Annotated in this window: 21 protein-coding genes; 11 read left to right on the plus strand and 10 right to left on the minus strand. The window is 57.5% G+C overall.

Annotated features, from left to right (window positions below; all coding sequences use genetic code 11):
* Nucleotides 1-33 precede the first annotated feature (33 nt).
* The 3 genes from ACTJKZ_RS14890 to ACTJKZ_RS14900 all read left to right on the plus strand — a co-directional run bounded on the left by ACTJKZ_RS14890 (nt 34) and on the right by ACTJKZ_RS14900 (nt 4,560).
* Nucleotides 34-1,611, plus strand: a complete 1,578-nt coding sequence (locus ACTJKZ_RS14890; protein ID WP_440829786.1) for an ABC transporter substrate-binding protein — start codon at nt 34-36, stop codon at nt 1,609-1,611.
* A 121-nt stretch (nt 1,612-1,732) separates the two neighbouring features.
* Nucleotides 1,733-3,235 (plus strand): helicase HerA-like C-terminal domain-containing protein, encoded by a 1,503-nt coding sequence (locus tag ACTJKZ_RS14895; protein ID WP_440829787.1) that lies wholly within the window; start codon nt 1,733-1,735, stop codon nt 3,233-3,235.
* Nucleotides 3,236-3,261: 26 nt separating this feature from the next.
* A complete protein-coding gene (locus ACTJKZ_RS14900) occupies nt 3,262-4,560 on the plus strand; it encodes a DUF445 domain-containing protein (protein WP_440829788.1) in 1,299 nt (432 codons plus the stop codon).
* A 189-nt stretch (nt 4,561-4,749) separates the two neighbouring features.
* On the opposite strand, the gene lptG is transcribed toward ACTJKZ_RS14900, so the two are convergent.
* Nucleotides 4,750-5,826, minus strand: coding sequence for an LPS export ABC transporter permease LptG (gene lptG, locus ACTJKZ_RS14905; protein WP_033731354.1), 1,077 nt, complete (start codon nt 5,824-5,826; stop codon nt 4,750-4,752).
* Nucleotides 5,826-6,926: an LPS export ABC transporter permease LptF gene (gene lptF / locus ACTJKZ_RS14910; RefSeq protein ID WP_033731353.1), complete on the minus strand. Its 1,101-nt coding sequence runs from the start codon at nt 6,924-6,926 to the stop codon at nt 5,826-5,828. The genes lptG and lptF overlap by 1 nt, the downstream gene beginning before the upstream one ends.
* 268 nt (nt 6,927-7,194) lie before the next feature.
* Here lptF and pepA point away from each other — a divergent pair, with 268 nt between their 5' ends.
* The 4 genes from pepA to ACTJKZ_RS14930 all read left to right on the plus strand — a co-directional run bounded on the left by pepA (nt 7,195) and on the right by ACTJKZ_RS14930 (nt 12,680).
* Entirely contained in the window at nt 7,195-8,706 is a 1,512-nt protein-coding gene (gene pepA / locus ACTJKZ_RS14915) for a leucyl aminopeptidase (protein ID WP_009092357.1), read from the plus strand.
* A 65-nt stretch (nt 8,707-8,771) separates the two neighbouring features.
* A complete protein-coding gene (locus ACTJKZ_RS14920) occupies nt 8,772-9,230 on the plus strand; it encodes a DNA polymerase III subunit chi (protein ID WP_161731900.1) in 459 nt (152 codons plus the stop codon).
* Between the two features lie 5 nt (nt 9,231-9,235).
* A complete protein-coding gene (locus ACTJKZ_RS14925) occupies nt 9,236-12,091 on the plus strand; it encodes a valine--tRNA ligase (RefSeq protein ID WP_161731898.1) in 2,856 nt (951 codons plus the stop codon).
* A gap of 79 nt (nt 12,092-12,170) precedes the next feature.
* On the plus strand, nt 12,171-12,680 hold the full coding sequence (locus ACTJKZ_RS14930) for a GNAT family N-acetyltransferase (protein ID WP_374206938.1): 510 nt from the start codon (nt 12,171-12,173) through the stop codon (nt 12,678-12,680).
* Here the strand turns inward: ACTJKZ_RS14930 and ACTJKZ_RS14935 are convergent.
* From ACTJKZ_RS14935 to rraB, 5 genes are all read right to left on the minus strand, one after another.
* Nucleotides 12,675-13,463 carry a histidine phosphatase family protein gene (locus ACTJKZ_RS14935; RefSeq protein ID WP_161731894.1) on the minus strand — a complete coding sequence of 263 codons (789 nt, stop codon included), beginning with the start codon at nt 13,461-13,463 and terminating at the stop codon, nt 12,675-12,677. The genes ACTJKZ_RS14930 and ACTJKZ_RS14935 overlap by 6 nt on opposite strands.
* A gap of 14 nt (nt 13,464-13,477) precedes the next feature.
* On the minus strand, nt 13,478-13,873 hold the full coding sequence (locus ACTJKZ_RS14940) for a hypothetical protein (RefSeq protein WP_440829789.1): 396 nt from the start codon (nt 13,871-13,873) through the stop codon (nt 13,478-13,480).
* A gap of 130 nt (nt 13,874-14,003) precedes the next feature.
* The gene (locus tag ACTJKZ_RS14945; RefSeq protein WP_440829790.1) at nt 14,004-14,855 is read right to left on the minus strand and encodes an OprD family outer membrane porin; all 852 of its coding nucleotides are present in this window, start codon (nt 14,853-14,855) and stop codon (nt 14,004-14,006) included.
* A 314-nt stretch (nt 14,856-15,169) separates the two neighbouring features.
* Entirely contained in the window at nt 15,170-15,931 is a 762-nt protein-coding gene (gene miaE / locus ACTJKZ_RS14950) for a tRNA isopentenyl-2-thiomethyl-A-37 hydroxylase MiaE (protein WP_161731892.1), read from the minus strand.
* Between the two features lie 56 nt (nt 15,932-15,987).
* The gene (rraB, locus tag ACTJKZ_RS14955; RefSeq protein ID WP_013359940.1) at nt 15,988-16,410 is read right to left on the minus strand and encodes a ribonuclease E inhibitor RraB; all 423 of its coding nucleotides are present in this window, start codon (nt 16,408-16,410) and stop codon (nt 15,988-15,990) included.
* 160 nt (nt 16,411-16,570) lie between these two features.
* Here rraB and argF point away from each other — a divergent pair, with 160 nt between their 5' ends.
* The 4 genes from argF (at nt 16,571) to ridA (ending at nt 19,684) form a co-directional block, all read left to right on the plus strand.
* Complete coding sequence (gene argF, locus ACTJKZ_RS14960; protein ID WP_440829791.1) at nt 16,571-17,578, plus strand: ornithine carbamoyltransferase; 1,008 nt, start codon at nt 16,571-16,573, stop codon at nt 17,576-17,578.
* 235 nt (nt 17,579-17,813) lie between these two features.
* Nucleotides 17,814-18,749, plus strand: coding sequence for an aspartate carbamoyltransferase (gene pyrB / locus ACTJKZ_RS14965; RefSeq protein WP_061061474.1), 936 nt, complete (start codon nt 17,814-17,816; stop codon nt 18,747-18,749).
* An 11-nt stretch (nt 18,750-18,760) separates the two neighbouring features.
* Nucleotides 18,761-19,225: an aspartate carbamoyltransferase regulatory subunit gene (gene pyrI, locus ACTJKZ_RS14970; protein ID WP_161731886.1), complete on the plus strand. Its 465-nt coding sequence runs from the start codon at nt 18,761-18,763 to the stop codon at nt 19,223-19,225.
* A gap of 72 nt (nt 19,226-19,297) precedes the next feature.
* Nucleotides 19,298-19,684, plus strand: a complete 387-nt coding sequence (gene ridA / locus ACTJKZ_RS14975; protein ID WP_161731940.1) for a 2-iminobutanoate/2-iminopropanoate deaminase — start codon at nt 19,298-19,300, stop codon at nt 19,682-19,684.
* Nucleotides 19,685-19,733: 49 nt separating this feature from the next.
* Here ridA and lplT read toward each other — a convergent pair whose 3' ends face one another.
* The 3 genes from lplT to ACTJKZ_RS14990 all read right to left on the minus strand — a co-directional run bounded on the left by lplT (nt 19,734) and on the right by ACTJKZ_RS14990 (nt 24,546).
* A complete protein-coding gene (gene lplT / locus ACTJKZ_RS14980; protein ID WP_440829792.1) occupies nt 19,734-20,924 on the minus strand; it encodes a lysophospholipid transporter LplT in 1,191 nt (396 codons plus the stop codon).
* Complete coding sequence (gene aas, locus ACTJKZ_RS14985) at nt 20,921-23,071, minus strand: bifunctional acyl-ACP--phospholipid O-acyltransferase/long-chain-fatty-acid--ACP ligase (protein ID WP_222924669.1); 2,151 nt, start codon at nt 23,069-23,071, stop codon at nt 20,921-20,923. Before aas ends, lplT begins: the two co-directional genes overlap by 4 nt.
* A gap of 68 nt (nt 23,072-23,139) precedes the next feature.
* Nucleotides 23,140-24,546: an efflux transporter outer membrane subunit gene (locus ACTJKZ_RS14990; protein WP_440829793.1), complete on the minus strand. Its 1,407-nt coding sequence runs from the start codon at nt 24,544-24,546 to the stop codon at nt 23,140-23,142.
* Between the last annotated feature and the right edge of the window lie 2 nt (nt 24,547-24,548).

Genomic DNA, 24,548 nt, shown 5'->3' on the forward strand with positions numbered 1-24,548 from the left:
AGTAGAGCGATCAACGACTCAGGATAACCCTCAATGCGCAAAACGCTACTCTCACTCTCTTTATTGACTGCACTGACACTGGTTCACCCGGCATACGCCGCGACGCCAGCGGACACGCTGGTAGTCGCCGTGCCACTCGATGGCATCATCAGTTTCGATCCGGCGGAAAGTTTTGAAACCGTCAGTAACAGCAGCCTGCGCAATATCTACCAGACGCTACTGGAACCGAATCATCAGAACCCACAGCAGCTCTCGCCACTCGCCGCCACTCGCTGGCAGGCCGGAAAAATGCCGCACAGCCTGGTATTTGACCTCAACCCGCAGGCCCGTTTCGCCAGCGGTCATCCGCTGACCGCACAGGATGTGGTCTTCTCATTAACCCGCGCGGTAAAACTCAACAAAGCCCCCTCTTTTATCCTGGGTGAGTTTGGCTGGACGCCGGAAAATATCGATCAACAGTTCACGGTGATCAACGACCACCAGCTTGAACTGCGCTGGCCCGCTGAGATCGGCAGCGATCTGGCGCTGCGCCTGCTGACCGCGCCGGTCGCCTCCATCGTTGACAGTAAACTGGCCCGGGAACACGTCAGCAATAACGATTACGGCAATGCCTGGCTGAAAACGCACTCGGCTGGCAGCGCCGCCTATGCCATCAAACAGTTTGTCCCGCTGCAGGCGCTGGTGCTGGAAGCTAACTCTTACAGCACGCAGAAGCCGCATCTGAAGCGGGTATTGCTCAAGGGCGTAGCCGATGCCGGCAGCCGCCGACTGCTGCTCCAGCAGGGTGACGTGGATGTCGCCTATCAGCTTGGTCCGGACCAGATTGCCGCGCTGAAAACACAGGCAAATGTGCGGGTTGACGCCTTCCCGTCCAGCCTGGTTTATTACGTTGGCTTTAATACTCAGAGCGCGCAGCAACCGGCGCTGGGCAATCCGGCCCTGTGGCAGGCGGCACGCTGGCTGGTTGACTATGACAGCCTGGCGAACCAGCTGCTGAAAGGTCAGTATCGCATCCATCAGAGCTTCCTGCCGGATGGCTTCGATGGTGCACTGAACACCACGCCGTTCCATTACGATCTGAAAAAGGCGCAGGAAATCCTGCAGAAAGGCGGCATCAACCCGGGCACCCACATCGCGCTGACGGTGGTGAACCAGCCGCCTTATATAGACGTGGCGCAGGCGCTGCAGGCGAGCTTTGCCAAAGCGGATGTGCAGCTTGATATCCAGCCGGTGGCGGAATCGGAGCTGTGGAGCAAAATGCGCAGCCGCGACTTCCAGGCCATCTTCACTTACTGGGGCGCGGACTACATCGACCCTAACACCAATGCCAGCACCTTTGCTTCTAACGTGCCAGGTGGCGGCAAAACCCTGGCATGGCGTGTCGGCTGGACCATTCCGGCGCTGAGTGCACAGACCCGCGCCGCCGCCGGAGAGAGCGATGCGGCTAAACGCCGTAGCCTCTATACCGGGCTGCAAACCCGCATCCAGCAGGATTCGCCGTTTATCGTACTCTTACAGGGCGCGACCCAGGTGGCGGTGCGCAGCAACCTCAGTCACCTGCAGCAGGGCATCGGCGTCAGCCTGCTCAATTTCGAAGAGGTGCAGAAGTAATCCCGCGTTTCAGGCCGCTGCTCTGCGGGCAGCGGCCGCGTTTTTGACGAATTGTTCTCCTCCTGTCTATGCTCCGCTTGCTATCCTTCAGGCATAATCCTTTGACTGAGAGTGGAAAACCATGACTTCCCCGCTACTGATTGCCCGTACGCCAGACGTCGAACTTCATCTGTTGCCGCAAATGGCCAACCGCCACGGCCTCATTACCGGTGCGACCGGCACCGGGAAAACCGTTACGTTGCAGAAGCTGGCCGAATCGTTCTCCGTCAGCGGCGTACCGGTCTTTATGGCTGACGTCAAAGGCGATTTAACCGGCGTGGCGATGGCGGACCAGTCCAGCGAAAAGCTGCAGGAGAGGCTGGCGAAAATCGGCGTCACCGACTGGCAGCCGCAGAGCAATCCGGTGGTGCTGTGGGATATTTTTGGCGAGAAAGGCCATCCGGTACGCGCCACCGTTTCCGATCTCGGTCCATTACTGCTGGCGCGGCTGCTGAATCTGAATGAAGTCCAGAGCGGTGTGCTGCAGATTATTTTCCGCATCGCCGATGACCAGGGCCTGCTGCTGCTGGACTTCAAAGATCTGCGCGCCATGACCCAGTACATTGGTGACAACGCCAAAAACTTCCAGACCCACTACGGCAATATCAACAGCGCCTCGGTCGGCGCGATTCAGCGCGGATTGCTGACGCTGGAGCAACAGGGGGCGGAACACTTCTTTGGTGAGCCGATGCTGGATATCGCTGACTGGATGCGCGTCGACAGCAACGGCAAAGGCGTCATCAACATCCTCTCTGCTGAGAAGCTCTACCAGATGCCGAAACTCTACGCCACCAGCCTGCTGTGGCTGCTGTCGGAGCTTTATGAACATCTGCCGGAAGCGGGCGATCTCGATCAGCCAAAGCTGGTGTTCTTCTTTGATGAGGCGCACCTGCTGTTTACCGACGCGCCGCCGGTGCTGCTGGAGAAAATAGAACAGGTCATGCGGCTGATCCGCTCCAAAGGGGTCGGCGTCTGGTTCGTCACCCAGAATCCGGCAGATATTCCCGATCGGGTGCTGGGCCAGCTCGGCAACCGCGTTCAGCACGCCCTGCGCGCTTTCACGCCCAAAGATCAGAAAGCGGTGAAAACGGCCGCCGATACGCTGCGCGCCAACCCGGCGTTTGACAGCGTGGAAGCGATTCAGGCGCTGGGCACTGGCGAAGCGCTGATCTCCTTTCTGGATGCCAAAGGCAGTCCGTCGGTAGTAGAACGCGCGATGGTCATTGCGCCAGGCTCGCGCATGGGTCCGGTCACCGGTGATGAGCGTAACGGCCTGATCAACCATTCGCCGCTCTATGGCAAATATGACACCGAAATCGATCGCGAATCGGCGTTTGAAAAGCTGCAAAAAGGCTTCCAGGCCGCCAGCGATGAGGCGAGTGCCCCCCCGGCCAAAGGCGACGCTGTGGCTGTCGACAATGGGATTCTCGGTGGTCTGAAAGAGATCCTGTTTGGTCACACCGGCCCGCGCGGCGGCAAACACGACGGCGTGGTACAGACCATGGCGAAAAGCGCTACCCGCCAGATCACCAATCAGATCATCCGTGGGGTGCTGGGCAGCCTGCTGGGTGGCCGTCGCCGATGAACCCCGCTCTCTGCTAAGATCAGGTTATGGATAAACACTACGAACTGAAACGGATGAAACGCCTGGCGCTGCTGCTGCTGCTGCTCGCCGTCGCCACCTTTGTTGTCACCCTTTTCCTGCCGTCTGGCTTCTGGGTCAGCGGCGTCAAAGCGATTGCGGAGGCCGCGATGGTCGGCGCACTGGCGGACTGGTTTGCCGTGGTGGCGCTGTTCCGGCGCGTGCCGGTGCCTTTTATCTCGCGCCATACCGCCATCATTCCGCGCAACAAAGATCGTATTGGTGAAAACCTCGGGCGCTTTGTGCAGGAAAAGTTTCTTGATACCGACTCCCTGCTGAACCTGATTCGCCGTCACGATCCTTCAAACCTGCTGGCACAGTGGCTGAATGCACCGGGCAATGCCGACCGCGTTGGCCGCCATCTGCTGCAGGTGATGCGCGGCTTCCTGGATCTCACCGATGACGCGCGGATTCAGACCTTTATGCGCCGCGCGGTGCATCGTGCCATCGACAAGGTCGATCTCAGCCAGACCAGCGCCATGGTGCTGGAAAGCCTGACCAAAAATAACCGCCATCAGGCATTGCTGGACGCGGCCATCGACCAGTTGCTGAAGTTATTGCATAAGCCCAGTACCCGCGAGTTTATCGCCATGCAGCTGGTGCGCTGGCTTAAACGCGAGCATCCGATCAAAGCCAAAATGTTGCCGACTGAATGGCTGGGCGAACACAGCGCCGAGCTGGTGGCAAACGCGGTCGATTCCCTGCTGGATGATGTGGCGCTGGATCAGGGCCATGAGCTGCGCCTCGGCTTCAACCGGGCGGTTGATAAACTGATCGTTAAGCTGCAAAACGATCCGGAAATGGCCGAGCGCGCCGAAGAGATCAAGGGCTGGCTGAAAGAGGATGCCTCGTTTAACCGCTACATCGGCGAGCTGTGGAATGATATGCGCAACTGGCTCAAAGCGGATCTCAGCAGTGAGGATTCGCGGGTGCAGGAGAAAGTGCGCGGTGCGGCCCTGTGGCTTGGCGAAACGCTGGCCGCCGACCCGGCGCTGCGTGACTCCATGAACCAGCATCTGGAACAGGCTGCACGCAGCGTTGCACCAGAGTTTGCTGGCTTCCTGACGCGTCACATCAGCGACACTGTGAAAAGCTGGGATGCGCGCGACATGTCGCAGCAGATTGAACTCAATATCGGCAAGGACCTGCAGTTTATCCGCATCAACGGTACGCTGGTAGGCGGCACCATCGGGCTGATTCTCTATCTGCTGTCGCAGCTGCCCGCTGCCCTGCCCGCACTGTCAGGCTGGATAAATAGCGTGGCGTAACGCCGTTTCAGGCCACTGCAGTCACTCCTCCGGCTGGCAGACATAAAGCGATGGGCGTATACGCCTGTCGTAAAGCATTGCGGGTCATGGATAGCGTCTTTGTGGAAAGCGTAGAATCCCTGAGCCTGCACTGTTAGCCAATAAAAAAGGCCGCTTGCGCGGCCTTTTCTTTTGCTGCATTCATTGCGCTTAGCGCCGCTTAATCAGCATAAACAGACTGATCGCGAAGAACGCAAAGCTCGGCAGAATCGCCCCCAGAATCGGCGGTAAGCCGTAAACCAGACTCAGCGGACCGAAAATCTGGTCCAGCACGTAGAACAGGAAGCCAAAGCTGATACCGGTCACCACACGCACACCCATCGACACGCTACGCAGCGGACCGAAGATAAACGACAGCGCCATCAGCATCATCACCGCCACCGACAGCGGCTGGAAAATCTTGCTCCACATATTCAGCTGATAACGTCCCGCTTCCTGACCGCTCTGCTTCAGATACTTGCTGTAGCTATGCAGACCGCGAATCGACAACGCGTCAGGATCCAGCGCCACCACACCCAGCTTGTCCGGCGTCAGATTGGTTTTCCATTCACCACTCAGACTCTGTGAACCGGTAATCTGCTTCGGATCGGTCAGGTTTGACTCATCGACCTGTGACAGCATCCAGCGCTTCTTAGCCGCATCCCAGGTCGCCGTCGCCGCGTAACGCACGCTCTGCAGGCGACGCTGATCGTTGAAGTTGTAGATGCTCACACCATCAATTTCGTTGTCGCCTTTAATACGCTCAATATAGATGAAGTTATTGCCATCCTTCGCCCACAGACCATTCTGCGTCGAGACCAGTGCGCCGCCATAAAGCTGCTGTGCCCGATAGTTACGCGCCATCTGCTCGCCCGATGGCGCAACAAACTCACCAATCGCCATGGTCAGCAGCACCAGCGGAATCGCCGTTTTCATCACGGACAGCGCCACCTGCATACGGGTAAAGCCCGCCGCCTGCATCACCACCAGCTCACTGCGCTGCGCCAGCGCGCCCAGTCCCAGCAGCGCGCCCAGCAGGGCCGCCATCGGGAAGAAAATCTCAATATCTTTCGGCACGCTGAGCAGGGTGTAATAACCGGCACTCAGCGCGCTATAGCTGCCCTGCCCGGTTTTACGCAGCTGATCGACGAACTTGATGATGCCGGAAAGCGACACCAGCATGAACAGCGTCAGCATGATGGTATTAAAAATGGTTTTACCGATATAGCGGTCAAGAACGCGAAACATCAGACCGACCCTCCGCGGGTAAAGCGGGCGCGAATCCGACGCATCGGCACCGTATCCCACAGGTTAAGCAACACCGCCAGCACCAGATAGCTGATATTCACCACCCACATCCAGAGCGCCGGATCGAGCCGCCCTTTCGCTCCACTCGACTTCAGTGAGCTCTGCAACAGGAAGAAGATCAGATAGAGCAGCATGGCGGGCAGCATCGATAGCACACGACCCTGACGCGGGTTCACCACGCTGAGCGGCACTACCATCAGCGCCATCACCAGCACCGCAAACACCAGCGTCAGACGCCAGTGCAGCTCGGCCTGAAAATCCGGTGTCTTATTCGCGAACAGGTCGGTCATGCTGGCCTGCTCGGCATCGTTAGGATCGAGCGTTGCCGCTTTATATCCCACGATGGCCTGATAGTTGGTGAAGTCGGTGATACGGAAATCACGCAGCAGTGCCGTGCCCTCAAAGCGGGTACCTTTATCCAGCGTTACCACCTGCGAGCCATCTTTGTGCTGCTCCATGTGACCGCTGTCAGCCAGCACCACCGAAGGACGTGCGTTGCCTTTTGGCCGCAACTGCGCCAGGAACACGTTGCCAAAGTTGTTGCCCTTCACATCCTCGACAAACAGCACGGCGCTGCCGTCGCTGGAGGTCTGGAACTGTCCGGCAGCCATCGCCGCAGCACCTGGGTTTGCTTTGGCGTTCTGCGTCACCTCATCCTGATAGCGGGATGACCACGGCCCCAGCCAGATGACGTTCACCGCTGCCACCACCGAGGTAAATAGCATCAGTACCATCGCCGCTTTTACCAGCACGGCCTTACTCAGGCCGCAGGCATGCATCACGGTAATTTCACTTTCCGTGTAGAGACGCCCCAGTGTCATCAGGATCGCCAGAAACAGACTTAAGGGCAGTATAAGTTGTGCCATTTGAGGCACACCGAGTCCTAACAAGGTCAGAACGAGGTTTGTCGGCACTTCGCCATCCACCGCGGCTCCCAGGATCCTGACTAACTTCTGGCAAAAGAAGATGAGTAGCAGGATAAACAGGATAGCCAGCTGGCTTTTGAGCGTTTCCCGAACCAGATATCTAATGATGATCACGCTTAGTACGCCTGTGAAAACTTGTCTTTTTGCAGGAAAATCGCTAGTTTCAACGCTTATCAGCCATTTTTCTTCATCAATGGCCGTCGCCGTAGCTAAATTTGTATGAAAAACGCGTCCGGGTGGTGAAAAAACAACATCTTGTCACCCTGATTCATTATGACCTCCAGCGGCAGAATGTCATGCTGCGACGATGAATAAATGGGTCATGAGCGCGCTACATTCTAGCGGCAGCAGCGGCCGTTGTCTTTAAGATTCAGGAGAGTGCATGGAGTTCAGTGTAAAAAGCGGAAGCCCGGAAAAACAGCGCAGTGCCTGCATTGTCGTTGGCGTTTTCGAACCGCGTCGTCTGTCACCGATTGCCGAGCAGCTGGATAAAATCAGCGACGGCTACATCAGCGCCCTGCTGCGCCGTGGCGAGCTGGAAGGAAAAGTGGGCCAGACACTGCTGCTGCATCATGTGCCAAATATCCTGTCCGAGCGTATTCTGCTGATTGGCTGCGGTAAAGAGCGTGAGCTGGATGAACGCCAGTACAAGCAGGTCATTCAGAAAACCATCAACACGCTGAACGACACCGGCTCCATGGAAGCGGTCTGCTTCCTGACCGAACTGCATGTCAAAGGCCGCAATACCTACTGGAAAGTGCGTCAGGCCGTGGAGACCTCAAAAGAGGCGCTCTACAACTTTGATCAGCTGAAAAGCAACAAAGCAGAGCCGCGTCGTCCGCTGCGCAAACTGGTGTTTAACGTGCCGACCCGCCGTGAACTGACCAGCGGCGAACGCGCTATTCAGCATGGATTAGCGGTTGCTGCAGGCATGAAAGCCGCTAAAGATCTCGGCAATATGCCGCCAAACATCTGTAACGCTGCCTATCTGGCGTCGCAGGCGCGCCAGCTGGCCGACGCCTTCAGCAAAAATGTCACCACCCGCGTGATCGGCGAACAGCAGATGAAAGAGCTGGGCATGAACGCCTATCTCGCTGTCGGGGCCGGTTCGCAGAACGAATCGCTGATGTCGGTGATTGAATACAAAGGCAATCCGGATGCTGAAGCGCGCCCGATTGTGCTGGTGGGTAAAGGGCTGACCTTTGACTCCGGCGGCATCTCTATCAAGCCTGCCGACAGCATGGACGAAATGAAATATGACATGTGCGGCGCGGCCGCCGTCTATGGCGTGATGCGGATGGTGGCCGAGCTGAATCTGCCGCTGAACGTGGTGGGTGTGCTGGCGGGCTGTGAAAACATGCCGGATGGCCGCTCGATGCGTCCGGGCGACGTGCTGACCACCATGTCTGGCCAGACGGTTGAAGTACTGAACACCGACGCCGAAGGCCGTCTGGTGCTGTGCGATGCGCTGACCTACGTGGAACGTTTCGACCCGGAAGTCGTCATTGACGTGGCAACGCTGACCGGAGCCTGCGTGATTGCGCTGGGACATCACATCAGCGGTTTGCTGTCGAATCACAACCCGCTGGCGCATGAGCTGATCAGCGCCTCGGAGCAGTCAGGCGACCGCGCCTGGCGTCTGCCGATGGCGGATGAGTTCCAGGAGCAGCTGGAGTCCAACTTTGCCGATATGGGCAACATCGGTGGCCGTCCTGGCGGCGCGATTACCGCTGCCTGCTTCCTGGCACGCTTTGCCCGCAAATATAACTGGGCGCACCTGGATATCGCCGGCACGGCCTGGCGCTCCGGCAAGGCTAAAGGCGCCACCGGACGTCCGGTGCCGATGCTGTCGCAGTTTCTGTTGAATCGGGCAGGATTGAACGGCGACGACTAAGCGCCCTCTTTTCTGACAGCAGGGGCGGATCTGATTCCGCCCTTGATCTTCTGATGAGCTAACCGATGAAAAACGCAACCTTCTACGTGCTGGAAACCGATGCCCCGAGCGATGGCCTGAGCGCCGTTGAAGCGCTGGTGTGCAATCTGGCGGAAACACGCTGGCGGGCCGGAAAGCGGGTGTTGATCGCCTGCGAAGATGAACAGCAGGCCATTCGTCTTGACGAAGCGCTGTGGCAACGACCGGCAAACGCCTTCGTGCCGCACAACCTGGCGGGTGAAGGCCCGCGCTACGGTGCGCCGGTCGAGCTGGCCTGGCCACAGCGTCGCGGCAGTTCACCGCGCGACCTGCTGATTAGCCTGCTGCCCCACTTCGCAGATTTTGCTACTGCTTTCCATGAAGTGATAGACTTCGTTCCTTACGAGGACGCTCTCAAACAACTGGCGCGCGACCGCTACAAAGCGTATCGCAGCGTTGGATTCCAATTGAATACGGCAGCGCCACCACAGCCGCAAACGACATAGCAGAAATGGAAAAGACATATAACCCGCAAGATATCGAGCAGCCGCTTTACGAGCATTGGGAAAAGCAGGGCTACTTCAAACCGAATGGCGATACCAGCCAGGAAAGCTTTTGCATCATGATCCCGCCGCCGAACGTCACCGGTAGCTTGCACATGGGTCACGCCTTCCAGCAAACCATCATGGACACCATGATCCGTTACCAGCGCATGCAGGGGAAAAATACCCTGTGGCAGGCCGGTACTGACCACGCGGGCATCGCCACGCAGATGGTGGTTGAGCGCAAAATTGCGGCTGAAGAGGGTAAAACGCGCCAGGACTATGGCCGCGATGCGTTTATCGAGAAAATCTGGCAGTGGAAAGCAGAATCCGGCGGCACTATTACCCGTCAGATGCGCCGCCTGGGTAACTCTGTCGACTGGGAGCGCGAGCGCTTCACTATGGACGATGGCCTTTCCAACGCCGTGAAAGAGGTGTTTGTTCGCCTCTACAAAGAGAACCTGATCTACCGTGGCAAACGCCTGGTGAACTGGGATCCTAAGCTGCGCACTGCGATCTCCGATCTGGAAGTGGAAAACCGCGAGAGCAAAGGCTCCATGTGGCATATCCGCTATCCACTGGCTGACGGCGCAAAAACCGCCGACGGCAAAGATTATCTGGTGGTCGCCACCACCCGTCCGGAAACCCTGCTGGGTGATACCGGCGTCGCCGTTAACCCGGAAGATCCACGTTACAAAGATCTGATCGGCAAATTTGTGATGCTGCCGCTGGTTGGCCGCCTGATCCCTATCGTTGGCGACGAACATGCCGACATGGAAAAAGGCACCGGCTGCGTCAAGATCACCCCGGCGCATGACTTCAACGACTATGAAGTTGGCCGTCGTCATAAGCTTCCGATGATCAACATCCTGACCTTCGACGGCGATATCCGCGACCGCGCTCAGGTGTATGACACCAATGGCGAAGCCAGCGATGCCTGTTCCGATGAGATCCCGGCGGCTTTCCAGAACATGGAACGCTTCGCGGCGCGTAAAGCGATTGTTGCCGCTGTCGATGAACTCGGGCTGCTTGAAGAGATCAAACCTCACGATCTGACCGTGCCTTACGGCGACCGTGGCGGCGTGGTTATCGAACCGATGCTGACTGACCAGTGGTATGTGCGTACCGCACCGCTGGCGAAAGTCGCGGTTGAAGCCGTTGAGAATGGCGACATCCAGTTTGTACCGAAGCAGTACGAAAACATGTACTTCTCCTGGATGCGCGATATTCAGGACTGGTGTATCTCCCGTCAGCTCTGGTGGGGTCACCGCATCCCGGCGTGGTATGACGACAACGGTAACGTCTACGTCGGCCGCACCGAAGACGAAGTGCGCGCCGAGAATAACCTGGCCGCCGACGTCGCGCTGCGTCAGGATGATGACGTGCTGGATACCTGGTTCTCCTCAGGTCTGTGGACCTTCTCCACCCTGGGCTGGCCGGAAAACACCGAAGCGCTGCGTACTTTCCATCCGACCAGCGTGCTGGTCAGCGGCTTCGACATCATCTTCTTCTGGATTGCCCGCATGATCATGCTGACCATGCACTTCATCAAAGATGAAAACGGCAAACCGCAGGTGCCGTTCAAAACCGTCTATATGACCGGTCTGATCCGTGATGAAGAAGGTCAGAAGATGTCGAAATCCAAGGGTAACGTGATTGATCCGCTGGATATGGTCGACGGCATTTCGCTGGAAGCGCTGCTGGAAAAACGCACCGGCAATATGATGCAGCCACAGCTGGCTGAGAAGATTCGCAAACGTACCGAGAAGCAGTTCCCTGACGGCATCGAGCCATCAGGCACCGATGCACTGCGCTTTACCCTGGCGGCGCTGGCCTCAACCGGACGCGACATTAACTGGGACATGAAGCGCCTGGAAGGCTATCGCAACTTCTGTAACAAGCTGTGGAACGCCAGCCGCTTTGTGCTGATGAACACCGAAGAGCAGGATTGCGGACAGAATGGCGGCGAAATGACGCTGTCGCTGGCGGATCGCTGGATCCTGACCGAGTTCAACAACACGGTGAAAGCGTACCGTGAAGCCCTGGATAGCTATCGTTTCGACATCGCGGCTAACCTGCTGTATGACTTCACCTGGAACCAGTTCTGCGACTGGTATCTGGAGCTGACCAAGCCGGTCATGAACAGCGGCAGTGAAGCTGAACTGCGTGGCACCCGTCATACGCTGGTTCACGTGCTGGAAGCGCTGCTGCGTCTGGCACACCCGATTATCCCATTTATCACTGAAACCATCTGGCAGCGTGTGAAGGGGCTGAAAAATATCAGCGACGACACCATCATGCTGCAGCCTTTCCCGCAGTACGATGCGGCGAAAGAAGATGCCGAAGCGAAAGCGGACATCGAGTGGATGAAACAGGCGATCGTGGCGGTGCGTAATATCCGTGCCGAAATGAACATCGCACTGAGCAAGCCGCTGGATGTGCTGCTGCGTGACTGCTCGCCTGCGGCACTGCGTCGCGTTGAAGCTAACCGCAACTTCCTGTCGCGCCTGGCGCGTCTGGAAAGCCTGACCATTCTGCCTGCGGGCGAGAAAGGTCCGGTGTCGGTGACCAAACTGGTTGAAGGCGCAGAGCTGCTGATCCCGATGGCGGATCTGGTGGATAAAACCGCCGAGCTGGAGCGTCTGGCGAAAGAGCTGGTTAAGCTGGATGTGGAAATCGAGAAGATTGAGACCAAGCTGGCGAACGAAGGCTTTGTTTCGCGTGCCCCGGAAGCGGTGGTGGCGAAAGAGCGTGAACGCGTGGCAGACCTGCAACAATCAAAAGCAAAACTGATTGAACAGCAGGCGGTCATTGCGGCATTGTAAGCGTCGTAGCTGACAGCTTATTCATAAAGCCGGGCTTGCCCGGCTTTTTTATTGACCTCGTACAAATCCGGAAGAGATGATGACGACCAGTACCATCCCGCATTTTGACCTCCAGGTGCGGCCAATTACGGCCGCCGATAATCCGCATATCGCCCAGGTGATCCGTGATGTTTCCGCCGAGTTCGGCCTGACGGCTGACAAGGGCTACACCGTTTCCGATCCGCAGCTCGACCAGCTGTTTGAGCTCTACAGTGCCGAACAGAGCGCCTACTGGATTGTTGAGTATCAGGGCAAGGTGGTCGGCGGTGGCGGTGTTGCGCCGCTCGCCTGCAGCGCGCCCGATATCTGCGAACTGCAAAAGATGTACTTTCTGCCAGAGGTGCGCGGTCGGGGTCTGGCGCGCGAACTGGCATTGCGGGCGATGGAGCATGCGCGCAACCACGGCTTCCGGCGCTGCTATCTGGAAACCACCGCCAGCCTGACGCGGGCGATTAAACTGTATGAGTCGCTGGGCTTTGAGCACATCGACAGTGCAATGGGCTGCACCGGCCATGTCGACTGCGAAGTACGGATGCTGAAGACCTTATAAACCGCGCTCCACGTAACGCATATCGTTGATGGACTCGATTTTGAACTGCCCGTTATCGGTGTAGCGCAGCAGCGTCACGCTGGCATTCTTAAGCTGCTCCCGTAATGAAGTATCGCCCAGCGCCTGCAGCAGAGTGGTGATAGCCATACCGTGGCTGACCACCAGCACATTGCCTCCGCCCTGCTGCTGCGCCTGCTTCGCGATTGTGGTGATACTCTTCATCATGCGCTTAGCTACCTGCTGATAGGTTTCGGCCTGGCCGGAGGATTTAATACCTGCCAGCGATGGCGTGCCTGCGGCTTCCGCCTCATGAATCGCGTCGATCATCCCATCCATACGAATTTTACCGGCGCTAAACGCTTCCAGAAGTGCGGTATCAGAAGCATAGCCCGCCTGATGCGCGGCAGCGTTAATCAGATTTTTATTCAGATCGCCTTCATAAAGGCCAAATCCCACCTCGCGCAGCCCTTTCAGCTCTTTCAGCACAGGCGGGTGTTTCCAGTTCTTCATTACCAGCTGCGCGGTTTCTCTCGCCCGTCCCGAATCGCTGGACCAGGCCGCGACGAAGGGTAACGGCTGCAATCCCCTTCCCAGTTGCTCTGCAACAGCTGCACCGGAAGCCGTCAGCGGCGTATCGGCCCATCCCTGCGCGCGATGTACCGTATTAAACATGGTCTTTCCATGCCGGGTAACATAGAGCATCACATCTGCGGCCCAGGCGGAGCCGGCAGTGCTGACGGAGATGACAGCTATTAACATGAGCGTTTTAAATTTTATCTTCATTTTTATTCTCCGGATCAAAAAAGATTGAATTTATATTGAACAACCACTTCAGCGGACAAACTGCGGGAACGCTGAGTTTTCCCCTGATTATTCAGATGCGGGGTCTCTTTACTGTTTTTATATGACCAGCCATAACCGGTCAGCGTGAATAGCGTCAGATTTTTGAAGGTGGGATGTTGATTACTGAATTGATTAATTAATGAAACCTCGCCGGTTCGCACAAGATTATTACGATAATGGAACTGGCCATAATTAAGCTGTATTCCGGTACTGATCCCCTTTGTAATTTCATACTGACTCAGAGAAACCAGTGCCAGCTCTCTATCGCGCATATAGTCTTTGCCCGCCGAAGTTAGTGACGTGAAACGTCCCCGGGTATTTTTAGTCAGGGGCCGGGCATAATATCCCACCGCCCTCTCCTTTGGAGCCGATGTCCAGCCAGCAGCCAGTCTCTGCGTCCAGGCGCCATGCTTCCAGGTCGTTTCCCCGACATAGTGCCACGCCTGTTTATCAAAGGTTCTCTTGCTGGCGGGCATCCTTCTATATTTCTCCAGCAGCCTGGCTGCCATAGATTTGCGCGCCTAGTGACCAGTATGGCGAGAGGGTGTAGCCCGCCTCAATCACATGGCGGCGCTGATAGCGCTCAGCCTCGCCGAATGCGTAGGCAACCGCGTGACGTTCATCTTTGTAGCGCAGCGCAGCGGTGTAAATGGCGTCAATTTTTTGTCTGGCCTGGGTTTGCAACGCCAGCGTTTTTCCTGAATCATGCCGTATGGTTTTGTTAACGAAAGCAAGATCCAGCCGGGCATTCTGCCACGTCAGTGCTCCGCTATAGCCAGCATAGCTGTTGCGCGACAGGCGATCCGTGGTCGTCAGCACGCCGATATTTTTCAGTTCCTGCCAGCCTGCCTTTCCATCGAACCGTAGCCTGCGATTGCCGAGCTTTAGCTTAAGATAGCGCTGACTGAACTTGCTAAAGCCGTGGGCATCCCGCTTCTCCATGTTACCACCGCTGTCATAGAGCAGACCGCGCGTGGAGAAGTAGTCGCTTGACCCCAGGCGTACGGCGCGGGTATAAGTCGTATCAAATCCAAGCAGGTCCCACTGATAACCGGAACGAAAATCGACTGTCGCGGCCTGGCCCCAGGCATTGTGAACCGCGGTGGGCTGTGCTTCGTCCTCCTTGAGATACTTCCAATGGTTGCGCAGTTTGAAATCGAGCGCCGCGTCACCCCATAATTTATTCTGCGCGGAGGGGGCGTGAATGTCAGACGCCTTAACACTCCCCCAAAAAAAAGCAGCAATAGTGAAAAAAATAAATGAAAATAGTATTTTTCTTTCATTTTTAAATCCTTCCCCTGGCGATAGTAAAAATCCGTCACGCCATGACAATAAGGGTGACCCGGTTCCGTTAACCCATAAAAAAACCCGACTCGCTGCCCTCTGTTAAAAAGGGTAGCGAGTCGGGTTTTGCTTAAAAAAATAACAATCCCGCACTGACTCCGGGACTATATTTATTTAACTTCAGAAAGTCAGCGTAAAAAAACCGTTATGTGATAGGTGGCACAAAATATCTTTGTACGTCAGTGTTACTTAAATTAAAGCGTTACACAGCACATTATATGAGACCACGCTGCACGGAAGAGAAATAAACGCGGTCAGGCATCCGGAAAAAGAGACACCCTGGCCAGGGCGTCCTCAGGGGTTTACCACGCAGGTACGCCGCTGTGAAAACGCAACTCCGTGTCCGGCTCGCTAATCAGCTTTGCTTCGACCCGGCCAATCGCCTGCACCCGCGGCGCAATATCCTTACCGGCAATCTGCGCCGCCAGCGTTAAATAGTCCTGATAATGCCGCGCCTCTGAGCGCAGCAGCGAAATATAGAACTTCGCCAGTTCATCATCAAGATACGGCGCCAGACTGGCGAAACGCTCGCAGGATCGCGCCTCAATGTAAGCACCACAAATCAACTTATCCACCAGCGTCTCCGGCTCATGGGTGGTCACTTCGCGCAACAGCGATTTAGCATAGCGGCTGGAGGTGATCTTCTGATAGACCAGCCCGCGCGACTGCATAATTTCCCAGACCTGATAGAAGTGATGCAGCTCCTCTTTAATCAGTAGCACCATCTTCTCCACCAGCTCATCCGCCCACGGCAGCGCATTGCGCACAATGATGCGTTTCGTCAGGTTCTTATGGGCGTTGATAAAGTCGCTGTCGCCATCTTCCCGGAAGATAAAATCTTCATAGGGTTTCAGCCACGCCAGAATAGCGTCGCCGCTGGGTTTGTCGGCCACATATTTGCGGATCAGCCACACCGCAGTCTGGGCGGCTTTCAGCTCACACACCAGATGGTCGGTTAACAGCAGGGTCAGGTTTTCCGGCTTGCGCGCCTCATCAATCCAGGCCTGTGGCGTGCGGCAGTGCAAAAACTGATAGATCGGTTCGAGTAAGGGTGCGTAATTCATGATGTCAGAAAAGGGGTGGCAGAAGTGACAGGCGGAGAACTCTCCGCCCCGGCTACTTAGTGGCGAATACCATCATCATCTTCATCTTCGATGGCGTCGTCATCTTCGTCTTCATCTTCAGCATCAGGGTCTTCAAAATAGGTGCCCCAGCCGTCGTAGTCGACGTTGTACTTACCAATCAGGTTCACCAGCTGCTCAACCTGCACATCGATCAGTTCAGGCTTCAGCGCAGATTCGCTGATGATGTCGACGCACATCACGGTGGTGCCATCTTCCAGCTCCAGCTCTTCCGGCTCGGTCACTTCATAACCCAGCTTGAACGCATCAACGGCCGCTTTTTCCAGCGAATCAAAATTATTGCATGAGAGATGATGCTCGATGGTATAGAGCGCATCAGGATCGCTGCCATCCTCCAGCAGCTCTTCGATAATCTGCCGCGTCTCTTCCTGCTGCTCTTCCAGTAATGCTTCATATGCCATGACAATGTCCTCTCTGAGTTCGGCAATAATCAATTATTTTCCCACACTGCCTGTCGCGCCACTACACAAAACGAAAAGTTTATTAGCTCCAGACTTGAAAATGAATATTCATACGGTTAAATTGAATTTTAATTCATTTTAATGATTACCGGAGTGTTTTATGAGTCAGCTGTATCAGCGCCATTTCCTCAGGCTTCTGGATTTTACTCCCGCCGAAATTGATCACCTGCTTTCCCTGTCCGCTGAGTTGAAACAGGCGAAAAAAAGCGCCAGCGAAGTGCAGTATCTGAAAGGCAAAAACATCGCGCTCATCTTCGAAAAAGACTCGACCCGTACCCGATGCTCTTTCGAAGTTGCCGCTTACGATCAGGGTGCAAACGTGACTTATCTTGGCCCGAGTGGCAGTCAGATCGGCCATAAAGAGTCAATGCGCGACACCGCGCGGGTGCTGGGCCGCATGTACGATGGCATTCAGTATCGCGGTTACGGTCAGGAGCTGGTGGAGACGCTGGCAGAACACGCCGGTGTGCCGGTGTGGAACGGTCTGACCACCGAGTTTCACCCAACCCAGCTGCTGGCCGACCTGCTGACCATGCAGGAGCATCTGCCAGGCAAAACACTCAGCGAAATGACACTGGTTTATGTGGGCGATGCGCGCAACAACATGGGTAACACCATGCTGGAAGCCGCCGCACAGGTCGGTCTGGATCTGCGTCTGGTGGCACCGAAGAGCTGCTGGCCAGAGGACGAACTGGTGGCGCAGTGCCGTGAAGCCGCACAGCAGACCGGTGGGAAAATTATCCTCACCGACAATATTGCCGACGGTGTGAAAGGCGCTGACTTTATCTACACCGATGTCTGGGTGTCGATGGGCGAAGCCAAAGCGGTGTGGGCCGAGCGTATTGCGCTGCTGCGTGACTATCAGGTTAACCGGGCGATGCTCGATCTGACCGGCAACCCGCAGGTTAAATTCCTGCACTGTCTGCCCGCCTTCCACGACGATCAGACCACGCTGGGCCAGCAGATGGCGGAACAGTACGATCTGCACAACGGCATGGAAGTGAGCAACGAGGTGTTCGAATCACCACACAGCATTGTGTTCGACCAGGCTGAGAACCGGATGCACACGATTAAAGCGGTAATGGTGGCCACGCTGGGCCAGCGCTGACCGATCCGCTCCAGAGGCGCAAACGTTTTCCTCTTGCTGCCCCACCGCGAACGGGTATAATGCGGCCCAATTTGCCGGAGGAAATATGCGACAGCACAGCGGACAATTTGACGCTCAATCACGCCTGACCGCAGGCGGCGCTGCTGTTTCTTTCGGTCATCGACCCGATCTTAAAAAAGCCCCTTAAGCAGGGGCTTTTTTTTGTCCGCAATCCGGCCGCGCAGAGGAGAGAGCTATGCCTAACCCGCTATATCGCAAGCACATTATTTCAATCAACGACCTCAGTCGTGAAGAGCTGGAACTGGCACTGGACACCGCCGCAAAGTTGAAAGCTCATCCGCAGCCGGAACTGCTGAAGCACAAGGTGATCGCCAGCTGCTTCTTTGAGGCCTCAACCCGTACCCGCCTGTCGTTTGAAACTGCGATCCATCGCCTGGGCGCGTCCGCAGTGGGCTTTGCGGACGGCAGTAATACGTCGCTGGGCAAGAAAGGCGAAACCCTGGCCGACACCATTTCCGTCATCGGCACCTACGTTGATGCGATCGTGATGCGTCATCCGCAGGAGGGCGCGGCGCGGCTGGCGACCGAGTTCTCCGGCGGCATCCCGATTCTCAACGCCGGTGACGGCGCAAACCAGCATCCGACCCAGACGCTGCTCGATCTCTTCACCATTCAGGAGACGCAGAGCCGTCTTAATCAGCTGAATGTGGCGATGGTCGGCGACCTGAAATATGGCCGTACCGTCCACTCCCTGACGCAGGCACTGGCAAAGTTTGACGGCAACCGCTTCTTCTTCATCGCGCCCGATGCGCTGGCGATGCCGGCCTATATCACCGATATGCTGGATGAGAAGAACATCGCCTGGTCACGGCATGACAGCTTTGAAGAGGTGATGCCGCAGCTTGATATCCTTTACATGACGCGGGTGCAGAAAGAGCGGCTCGATCCCTCTGAATATGCCAACGTCAAAGCACAGTTCATTCTGCGCGCTGCCGACCTCAGTACGGCACGCGACAATATGAAGGTGCTGCACCCGCTGCCGCGCATCGATGAAATCACCACCGATGTCGATAAAACCCCGTATGCCTGGTATTTCCAGCAGGCGGGTAACGGCATCTATGCGCGCCAGGCTCTGCTGGCACTGGTTTTAAACAGCGAACTCGCCCTGTAAGGAGACCCCCCATGACGCAGGACAATAAACTGCAGGTCGAAGCGATCAAACGCGGCACGGTCATCGACCATATTCCGGCGCAGATCGGCTTTAAGCTGCTTTCTCTGTTCCGGCTGACCGAAACCGATCAGCGCATTACCATCGGTCTGAATCTGCCGTCGGGCGAGATGGGCCGCAAAGATCTGATCAAGATTGAGAACACCTTTCTCACCGACGATCAGGTGAATCAGCTGGCGGTCTATGCGCCGCACGCCACGGTTAACCGCATCGACGACTATGAAGTGGTGGCGAAGATCGCCCCGACGCTGCCGGATCACGTTGAACGGGTGCTGACCTGCCCGAACAGCAACTGCATCAGCCGCAGCGAGCCGGTCTTCTCCAGCTTTGCCGTGAAGCAGCGCGCCGACGATGTGTATCTGAAGTGCAAATATTGCGAGAAAGAGTTCGCCCGCCATGTGGTGCTGGGTCACTGGTAATCGCCCTGCCCGACCTTATAATGGGCAATACCGGCGGCATCGCCGCCTGACGACATAATCAAAGGAGCCATGATGTCTCGTGAAATCAGTACTGAAAAAGCCCCTGCCGCTATCGGTCCCTATGTTCAGGGTGTCGATCTGGGCAGCATGATCATTACCTCTGGCCAGATCCCGGTGGATCCGGCGACCGGCCAGGTGGCAGATGACATTGCCGCACAGGCACGTCAGTCACTGGAAAATGTGAAGGCGATTGTTGAAGCCGCGGGTCTGAAGGTGGGTGACATCGTGAAGACCACGGTGTTCGTGAAGGACCTGAATGATTTCGCCACGGTCAACGCGACCTATGAAGCGTTTTTCACCGAGCATGAGGCTCACTTCCCGGCGCGTTCCTGTGTCGAGGTGGCGCGTCTGCCAAAAGATGTGAAGATCGAAATCGAAGCGATTGCCGTCCGTCGCTAAGCCTCACGCCGCCTCTTCCCGCGTAAGCCGGAGAGAGGCGGCGAATTCGTTATCGCTTAGCCGGTCGCCACAGCCACAGCACCGTAATCGCCAGCGCAAACAGCACGCCAAAACCGACGCCCGTCGCCACCGCAGGTGCACCCGCTTTTATCGCCAGCGTATAGAGCCCCAGCATGATCAGCATGGCGCTGTTCTCGCCCAGGTTCTGAACCGCAATCGCATTGCCTGACCCGACGCTCTCTTTGCCGCGCGCCTGCAGCAGCGCATTCAGGGGCACCACAAAGAAACCGCCCAGCGCACCAATCAGCATCAGCACTAAATAAGCATTCATCAGGGAGTGCTGCAGCGCGAAGACCACCACCATCACGCCAATCAGCACACCGGCTGGCATGCAGCGACGCACGGTCTCCAGCGTGACCAGCTTCGCCGCCGCTGCCGCGCCAATCACGATACCGATCGCGACCATGGCATTCAGCGTGGTTGGCGTGGTGTTGTCATTGATGCCCAGCGCCACCGGCACCCAGAGCACCAGCAGGAAACGCAGCGTCACGCCTGCGCCCCAGAACAGACTGGTGCCGAGCAGCGAGAAGCGCGTTTCCGCATCACGCCACAGCAGCGTGGCGGCACTGAAGAAGCTGCGCGTCATCACGCCGAACTGCCAGCTCTGCCCCGGACGTGCCGCCTGCAGTTTCGGGATAAACAGGTTCGCGACTACGGCGATGCCGTAAGTCAGTGCACAGATACCCAGCGCCGCCAGAATATGCCAGTCAGCCAGCATCCCGCCCGCCACCGAGCCAAGCAGAATGGCGGCGATGGTCGAGGCCTCCATCAGCCCGTTGGCTTTCACCAGCTTCTCGCCGTGGGTGATCTCACCGAGGATGCCATATTTGGCTGGCGAGTAGGCCGCTGCGCCTGCGCCCACCAGGGTGTAGCCGACAAAGGGATTGAAGCCGAAGCAGATCACCAGCGCGCCCAGCAGCTTCAGGCTGTTGGCGAGCATCATCACCCGCCCTTTCGCCATGCTGTCCGCCACCTGACCGACAAACGGCGCCAGCAGAATGTAGGCTGCGACAAACAGCATTTGTAATACCGGCTGGCTCCACTCGGGATAGAACTGACTTTTCAGCACAGCCAGCGTGGCAAACAGCAGCGCGTTATCGCCGAAGGCCGAAAAGAACTGGGCGATAATCACGGCGATCATGCCACGCGACATCAGCGGCGCATTACGATCAAGGCTCATGCCTGCTCCTCTTCCGCCATTTTTTTCAGGGTAACGTAGTCGGGTTTACCGCTGCCCAGCTGCGGCAACTGCTTCATGACACGGATATCACGCGGCAGTGCCAGCTCTGGCGCACCCAGCTCGCGGGCAGCTTTCTGCAGCCTGTCGCGCGCCAGCTCCGCATCGGTGGTAAACAGCACCAGTGCCTCACCACGCTGACCATCCGGGCGCAGCGAGGCGGCGTGCTGTTTGTCCGGTGACGCTTTCAGAGCGATCTGCTCGACGATTTCCAGTGATACCATCTCACCGGCAATCTTCGCAAAGCGTTTGGCACGACCCTGAATCTGGCAAAAACCGCCTTCATCGAAGCTGACGATATCACCGGTGTCGTACCAGCCCGCTTCCATGTTGCCTTCGCCATCGTCAGCGACCGGTGCTTCCAGCACGCCAGGATTTTCGACCCGCAGATAGCCTTTCATCACGTTCGGCCCGCGCAGTTGCAGACGTCCGCCGTGCTCAATGCCTGGCACCGACATCAGTCGTGAATCCATGCCCGGCAGAATGCGTCCCACGGTGTGCGTCTTCGCCGCCATCGGCACGTTAATCGCCACGACCGGCGCGCACTCGGTGACGCCGTAGCCTTCAAGGATACGAATGCCATACTTCTCAATGTAGAGCTGACGCGTGTTCTCCTGCAGCTTCTCCGCACCCGCTACCACATAGCGCAGGCGGGCAAAATCATAGGGTGCGGCAAAGCGCGCGTAGTTACCCAGGAAGGTTGAGGTGCCAAACAGCACGGTGCAGTTACGGTCATAGACCAGCTCTGGCACGATGCGATAGTGCAGCGGGCTGGGATAGAGGAACACCTGGGCACCGGTCATCAGCGGCGTGAACAGCCCGACGGTGAGACCAAACGCATGAAACAGTGGCAGCGCAGACATAAAGCGGTCGCGCGGCGTGAAGTCGGCGATGGTGCGGATCTGCTCGACGTTCGCCAGCAGGCTTTTATGCGAATGCACCACGCCCTTAGGGTTGCCTTCAGAGCCGGAGGTAAACAGCACCATGGCGGCGTCTTCCGGCTGCTGAGGCAGCTGCGCACGATGCGGCATCAGCAGATGCGCGAGGATCCATAGCTTGTCTTTGCCGGTGACGGTATCTTTCAGATCTTCCAGGTAGATCCACTGTACATCGTCCAGCCCCTGCGGCAGATGCCACAGGTTGCCTTTTTCCAGGAACTGCCGCGACGTGAAGACGGTTTTGATCTGTGCGGCGGTCAGTGCCGCCCGCATGCCATTAACGCCCGCACTGTAGTTGAGCATGGCCGGAACGCGCCCGCGCAGGGTGGCCCCGAAAATCGCTGCCGCTGTCACGGTGGTATTCGGCAGCAGCAGCCCCACCACTTCTCGCGGCTGGCTGTAGCGTTCAAGAATACGGCCCACGCCCAGCGACTTTTTCAGCAGTCCGGTGTAGCTGTCAGGCTTGAAATTGACATCTTCGATGCAGCGCTTAAACGCGCCATAACGGGTACGCGCCGCCAGAAACGCCTCAAACAGGGTTTCACGCGGACGCACCGCCATGCGCGCTTCCATCATCACGTGATGCAGATGCTCACCGGCCAGCACGCGACGGTCGCGCGCCCGTTTCGCCTCCGGCATCGGAATGCGGGTCGCGGGCAGCACGGTCAGGGTGATGCGCGGGAACAGGCGACGTTTAAACACGCCAGCCAGACGACCAAACGGCGTGTATTCTGCGCCTTCAATGCGCATTGGCACCACATTCGCGCCTGAGCGCGCGGCGACAAAGCCGGCCCCGCTGTAGATTTTCATCAGCGAGCCGGTGACGGTAATGCGTCCTTCCGGGAAGATGACCACCGGACGGCCCGTATCAATCAGCCTTACCAGCTGCTTCAGCGCCATAGGCCGGGTCGGATCCAGCGGCACAAAGTCGATAAAGGGTTTAATCAGACGCATAAACCAGCTTTCGCTGATGGTCGAGTAGACGGCGAATACCGGTTTAATCGGTAAAAAGAGCGCCAGCAACATGCCGTCGAGAAACGACATATGGTTCGGCGTGATTAATACCTTCTGCTTATGCAGTTCGGCGACGTCGCCACGCAGTTCGACCCGCCATAACAGGCGAAATATCAAACGTAAAATTTTGAAAGCCATGCCGGTTCCTTAGCATCGTGAAAATTAGCCCCTCACGATGCAGGATTTGACGCGGTTCGACAACCGAATTATCGGCAATCTGACGCGGCTTCAGGGGCCTGCCAGCTACCGCCGAGCGCGGCAATCAGTGCCACGCTGCTGACCCACTGCGTGCTCTGCAGCGTCAGCAAACTCTGCTGCGCACTCAGGCTGCTGTTCTCCGTGGTCGCGACATCCAGGTAGTTAATCATGCCCGCCTCATACTGCAGACGCGTCACCCGCGCCGAGGTCTGTGCTGCATCGGTGGCGCGCTGCTGTGCGGCGATTTCGCCCTGCAGCGTGTTCAGCTCCACCAGCTCATCTTCCACTTCCTGCATCGCGGACAGCACCGTCTGACGATAGGTTGCGACGCTGGTATCCCAGCCTGCCCGCGCCTGATCGACTTTGGCAGAGGTCGCGCCCGCGTCAAGCAGCGTGCCGCTCAGCTCCGGCCCCAGCGACCAGACGCGATTCGGCAGCGAGAACAGCGAATGCAGCACGGAAGCGCTGACGCCCCCGCTGGCGCTGAGGGTCAGGTCGGGATAGTAACCGGCCACCGCCACACCCACGGCGGCATTGGCCGCAGCCATGTTACGTTCGGCGTACGCAATGTCGGGACGGCGCTGCAATAGCTCGCCCGGCAGGGCCGCCGGAATGGCGGGCAGCGTGGCGGTCAGCGGCGCGGCGGCGAGACTGAAGTCGGCGGGGGCTTTGCCGACCAGCAGCGCAATGGCATGTTCCATCTGCGCGCGCTGCCACTGGTAATCCTGCGCCGAGGCGCTGGCACTCTCCAGCTGCAGCTGCGCCTGAGCCAGCGTGGCACGCGACGCAGTGCCCGCCTGATACTGGCTGTTAATGACGTTCAGGTAGCGCTGATAAGCGTCAACGCTCTGCTGATAGCGCGCGATTTTCTGATCCATGATGCGCAGCTGGAAATAATCCTGCGCCAGCTCAGACTGGGCGCTCAGGGTGATGTTGGCCAGTTCTGCCGCGCTGGCCGAGGCGCTGGCGCGGTTCTCCTCCAGCGTGCGTCGCAGTTTGCCCCACAGATCAGGCTCCCAGCTGGCACTCAGCTCCGCCTGATGGCTGCTGCTGGTGGTGCGAACGCTGCTGCCAGTGGCATGGCTGCCGCTGCGCGTCACGCTGCCGTCATAGCCCAGTGAAGGAAACAGCGCCGCGCGTGACGCACTCGCCAGCGCCTGTGCCTGCCGGTACTGCGCGGCATAATTCGCCACGTTCTGGTTCGAGATGCTCACCTGGTTCAGCAGGCCGCTCAGGGTGGCGTCGTGATAAACCGCCCACCATTCGCCTTTGCTTTGCGCATCAAGCGGCGTCGCCTGCTGCCAGCCTCTGGCCTCTTTATAGTGGACCGGCATCGCCATCGCGGGGCGCTGATAGTCGGGACCGACGCTACAGCCGCCCAGCAGCATCACAACAAAGGGAATAAGCGGTTTCATGG

Source organism: Pantoea sp. 22096, assembly GCF_052045955.1.
In the GTDB taxonomy this organism is placed as follows: Bacteria; Pseudomonadota; Gammaproteobacteria; order Enterobacterales; family Enterobacteriaceae; genus Pantoea; species Pantoea alfalfae.

Coding starts and splice junctions, on each gene's coding strand:
- ACTJKZ_RS14935 (WP_161731894.1), bottom strand. CDS start 13,463: ATGAAGATAAAATTTAAAACGCTCATGTTAATAGCTGTCATCTCCGTC.
- ACTJKZ_RS14925 (WP_161731898.1), top strand. CDS start 9,236: ATGGAAAAGACATATAACCCGCAAGATATCGAGCAGCCGCTTTACGAG.
- pyrB (WP_061061474.1), top strand. CDS start 17,814: ATGCCTAACCCGCTATATCGCAAGCACATTATTTCAATCAACGACCTC.
- ACTJKZ_RS14895 (WP_440829787.1), top strand. CDS start 1,733: ATGACTTCCCCGCTACTGATTGCCCGTACGCCAGACGTCGAACTTCAT.
- argF (WP_440829791.1), top strand. CDS start 16,571: ATGAGTCAGCTGTATCAGCGCCATTTCCTCAGGCTTCTGGATTTTACT.
- pyrI (WP_161731886.1), top strand. CDS start 18,761: ATGACGCAGGACAATAAACTGCAGGTCGAAGCGATCAAACGCGGCACG.
- ridA (WP_161731940.1), top strand. CDS start 19,298: ATGTCTCGTGAAATCAGTACTGAAAAAGCCCCTGCCGCTATCGGTCCC.
- ACTJKZ_RS14930 (WP_374206938.1), top strand. CDS start 12,171: ATGACGACCAGTACCATCCCGCATTTTGACCTCCAGGTGCGGCCAATT.
- rraB (WP_013359940.1), bottom strand. CDS start 16,410: ATGGCATATGAAGCATTACTGGAAGAGCAGCAGGAAGAGACGCGGCAG.
- ACTJKZ_RS14920 (WP_161731900.1), top strand. CDS start 8,772: ATGAAAAACGCAACCTTCTACGTGCTGGAAACCGATGCCCCGAGCGAT.
- ACTJKZ_RS14990 (WP_440829793.1), bottom strand. CDS start 24,546: ATGAAACCGCTTATTCCCTTTGTTGTGATGCTGCTGGGCGGCTGTAGC.
- ACTJKZ_RS14890 (WP_440829786.1), top strand. CDS start 34: ATGCGCAAAACGCTACTCTCACTCTCTTTATTGACTGCACTGACACTG.
- lptG (WP_033731354.1), bottom strand. CDS start 5,826: ATGTTTCGCGTTCTTGACCGCTATATCGGTAAAACCATTTTTAATACC.
- aas (WP_222924669.1), bottom strand. CDS start 23,071: ATGGCTTTCAAAATTTTACGTTTGATATTTCGCCTGTTATGGCGGGTC.
- lplT (WP_440829792.1), bottom strand. CDS start 20,924: ATGAGCCTTGATCGTAATGCGCCGCTGATGTCGCGTGGCATGATCGCC.
- miaE (WP_161731892.1), bottom strand. CDS start 15,931: ATGAATTACGCACCCTTACTCGAACCGATCTATCAGTTTTTGCACTGC.
- pepA (WP_009092357.1), top strand. CDS start 7,195: ATGGAGTTCAGTGTAAAAAGCGGAAGCCCGGAAAAACAGCGCAGTGCC.
- ACTJKZ_RS14900 (WP_440829788.1), top strand. CDS start 3,262: ATGGATAAACACTACGAACTGAAACGGATGAAACGCCTGGCGCTGCTG.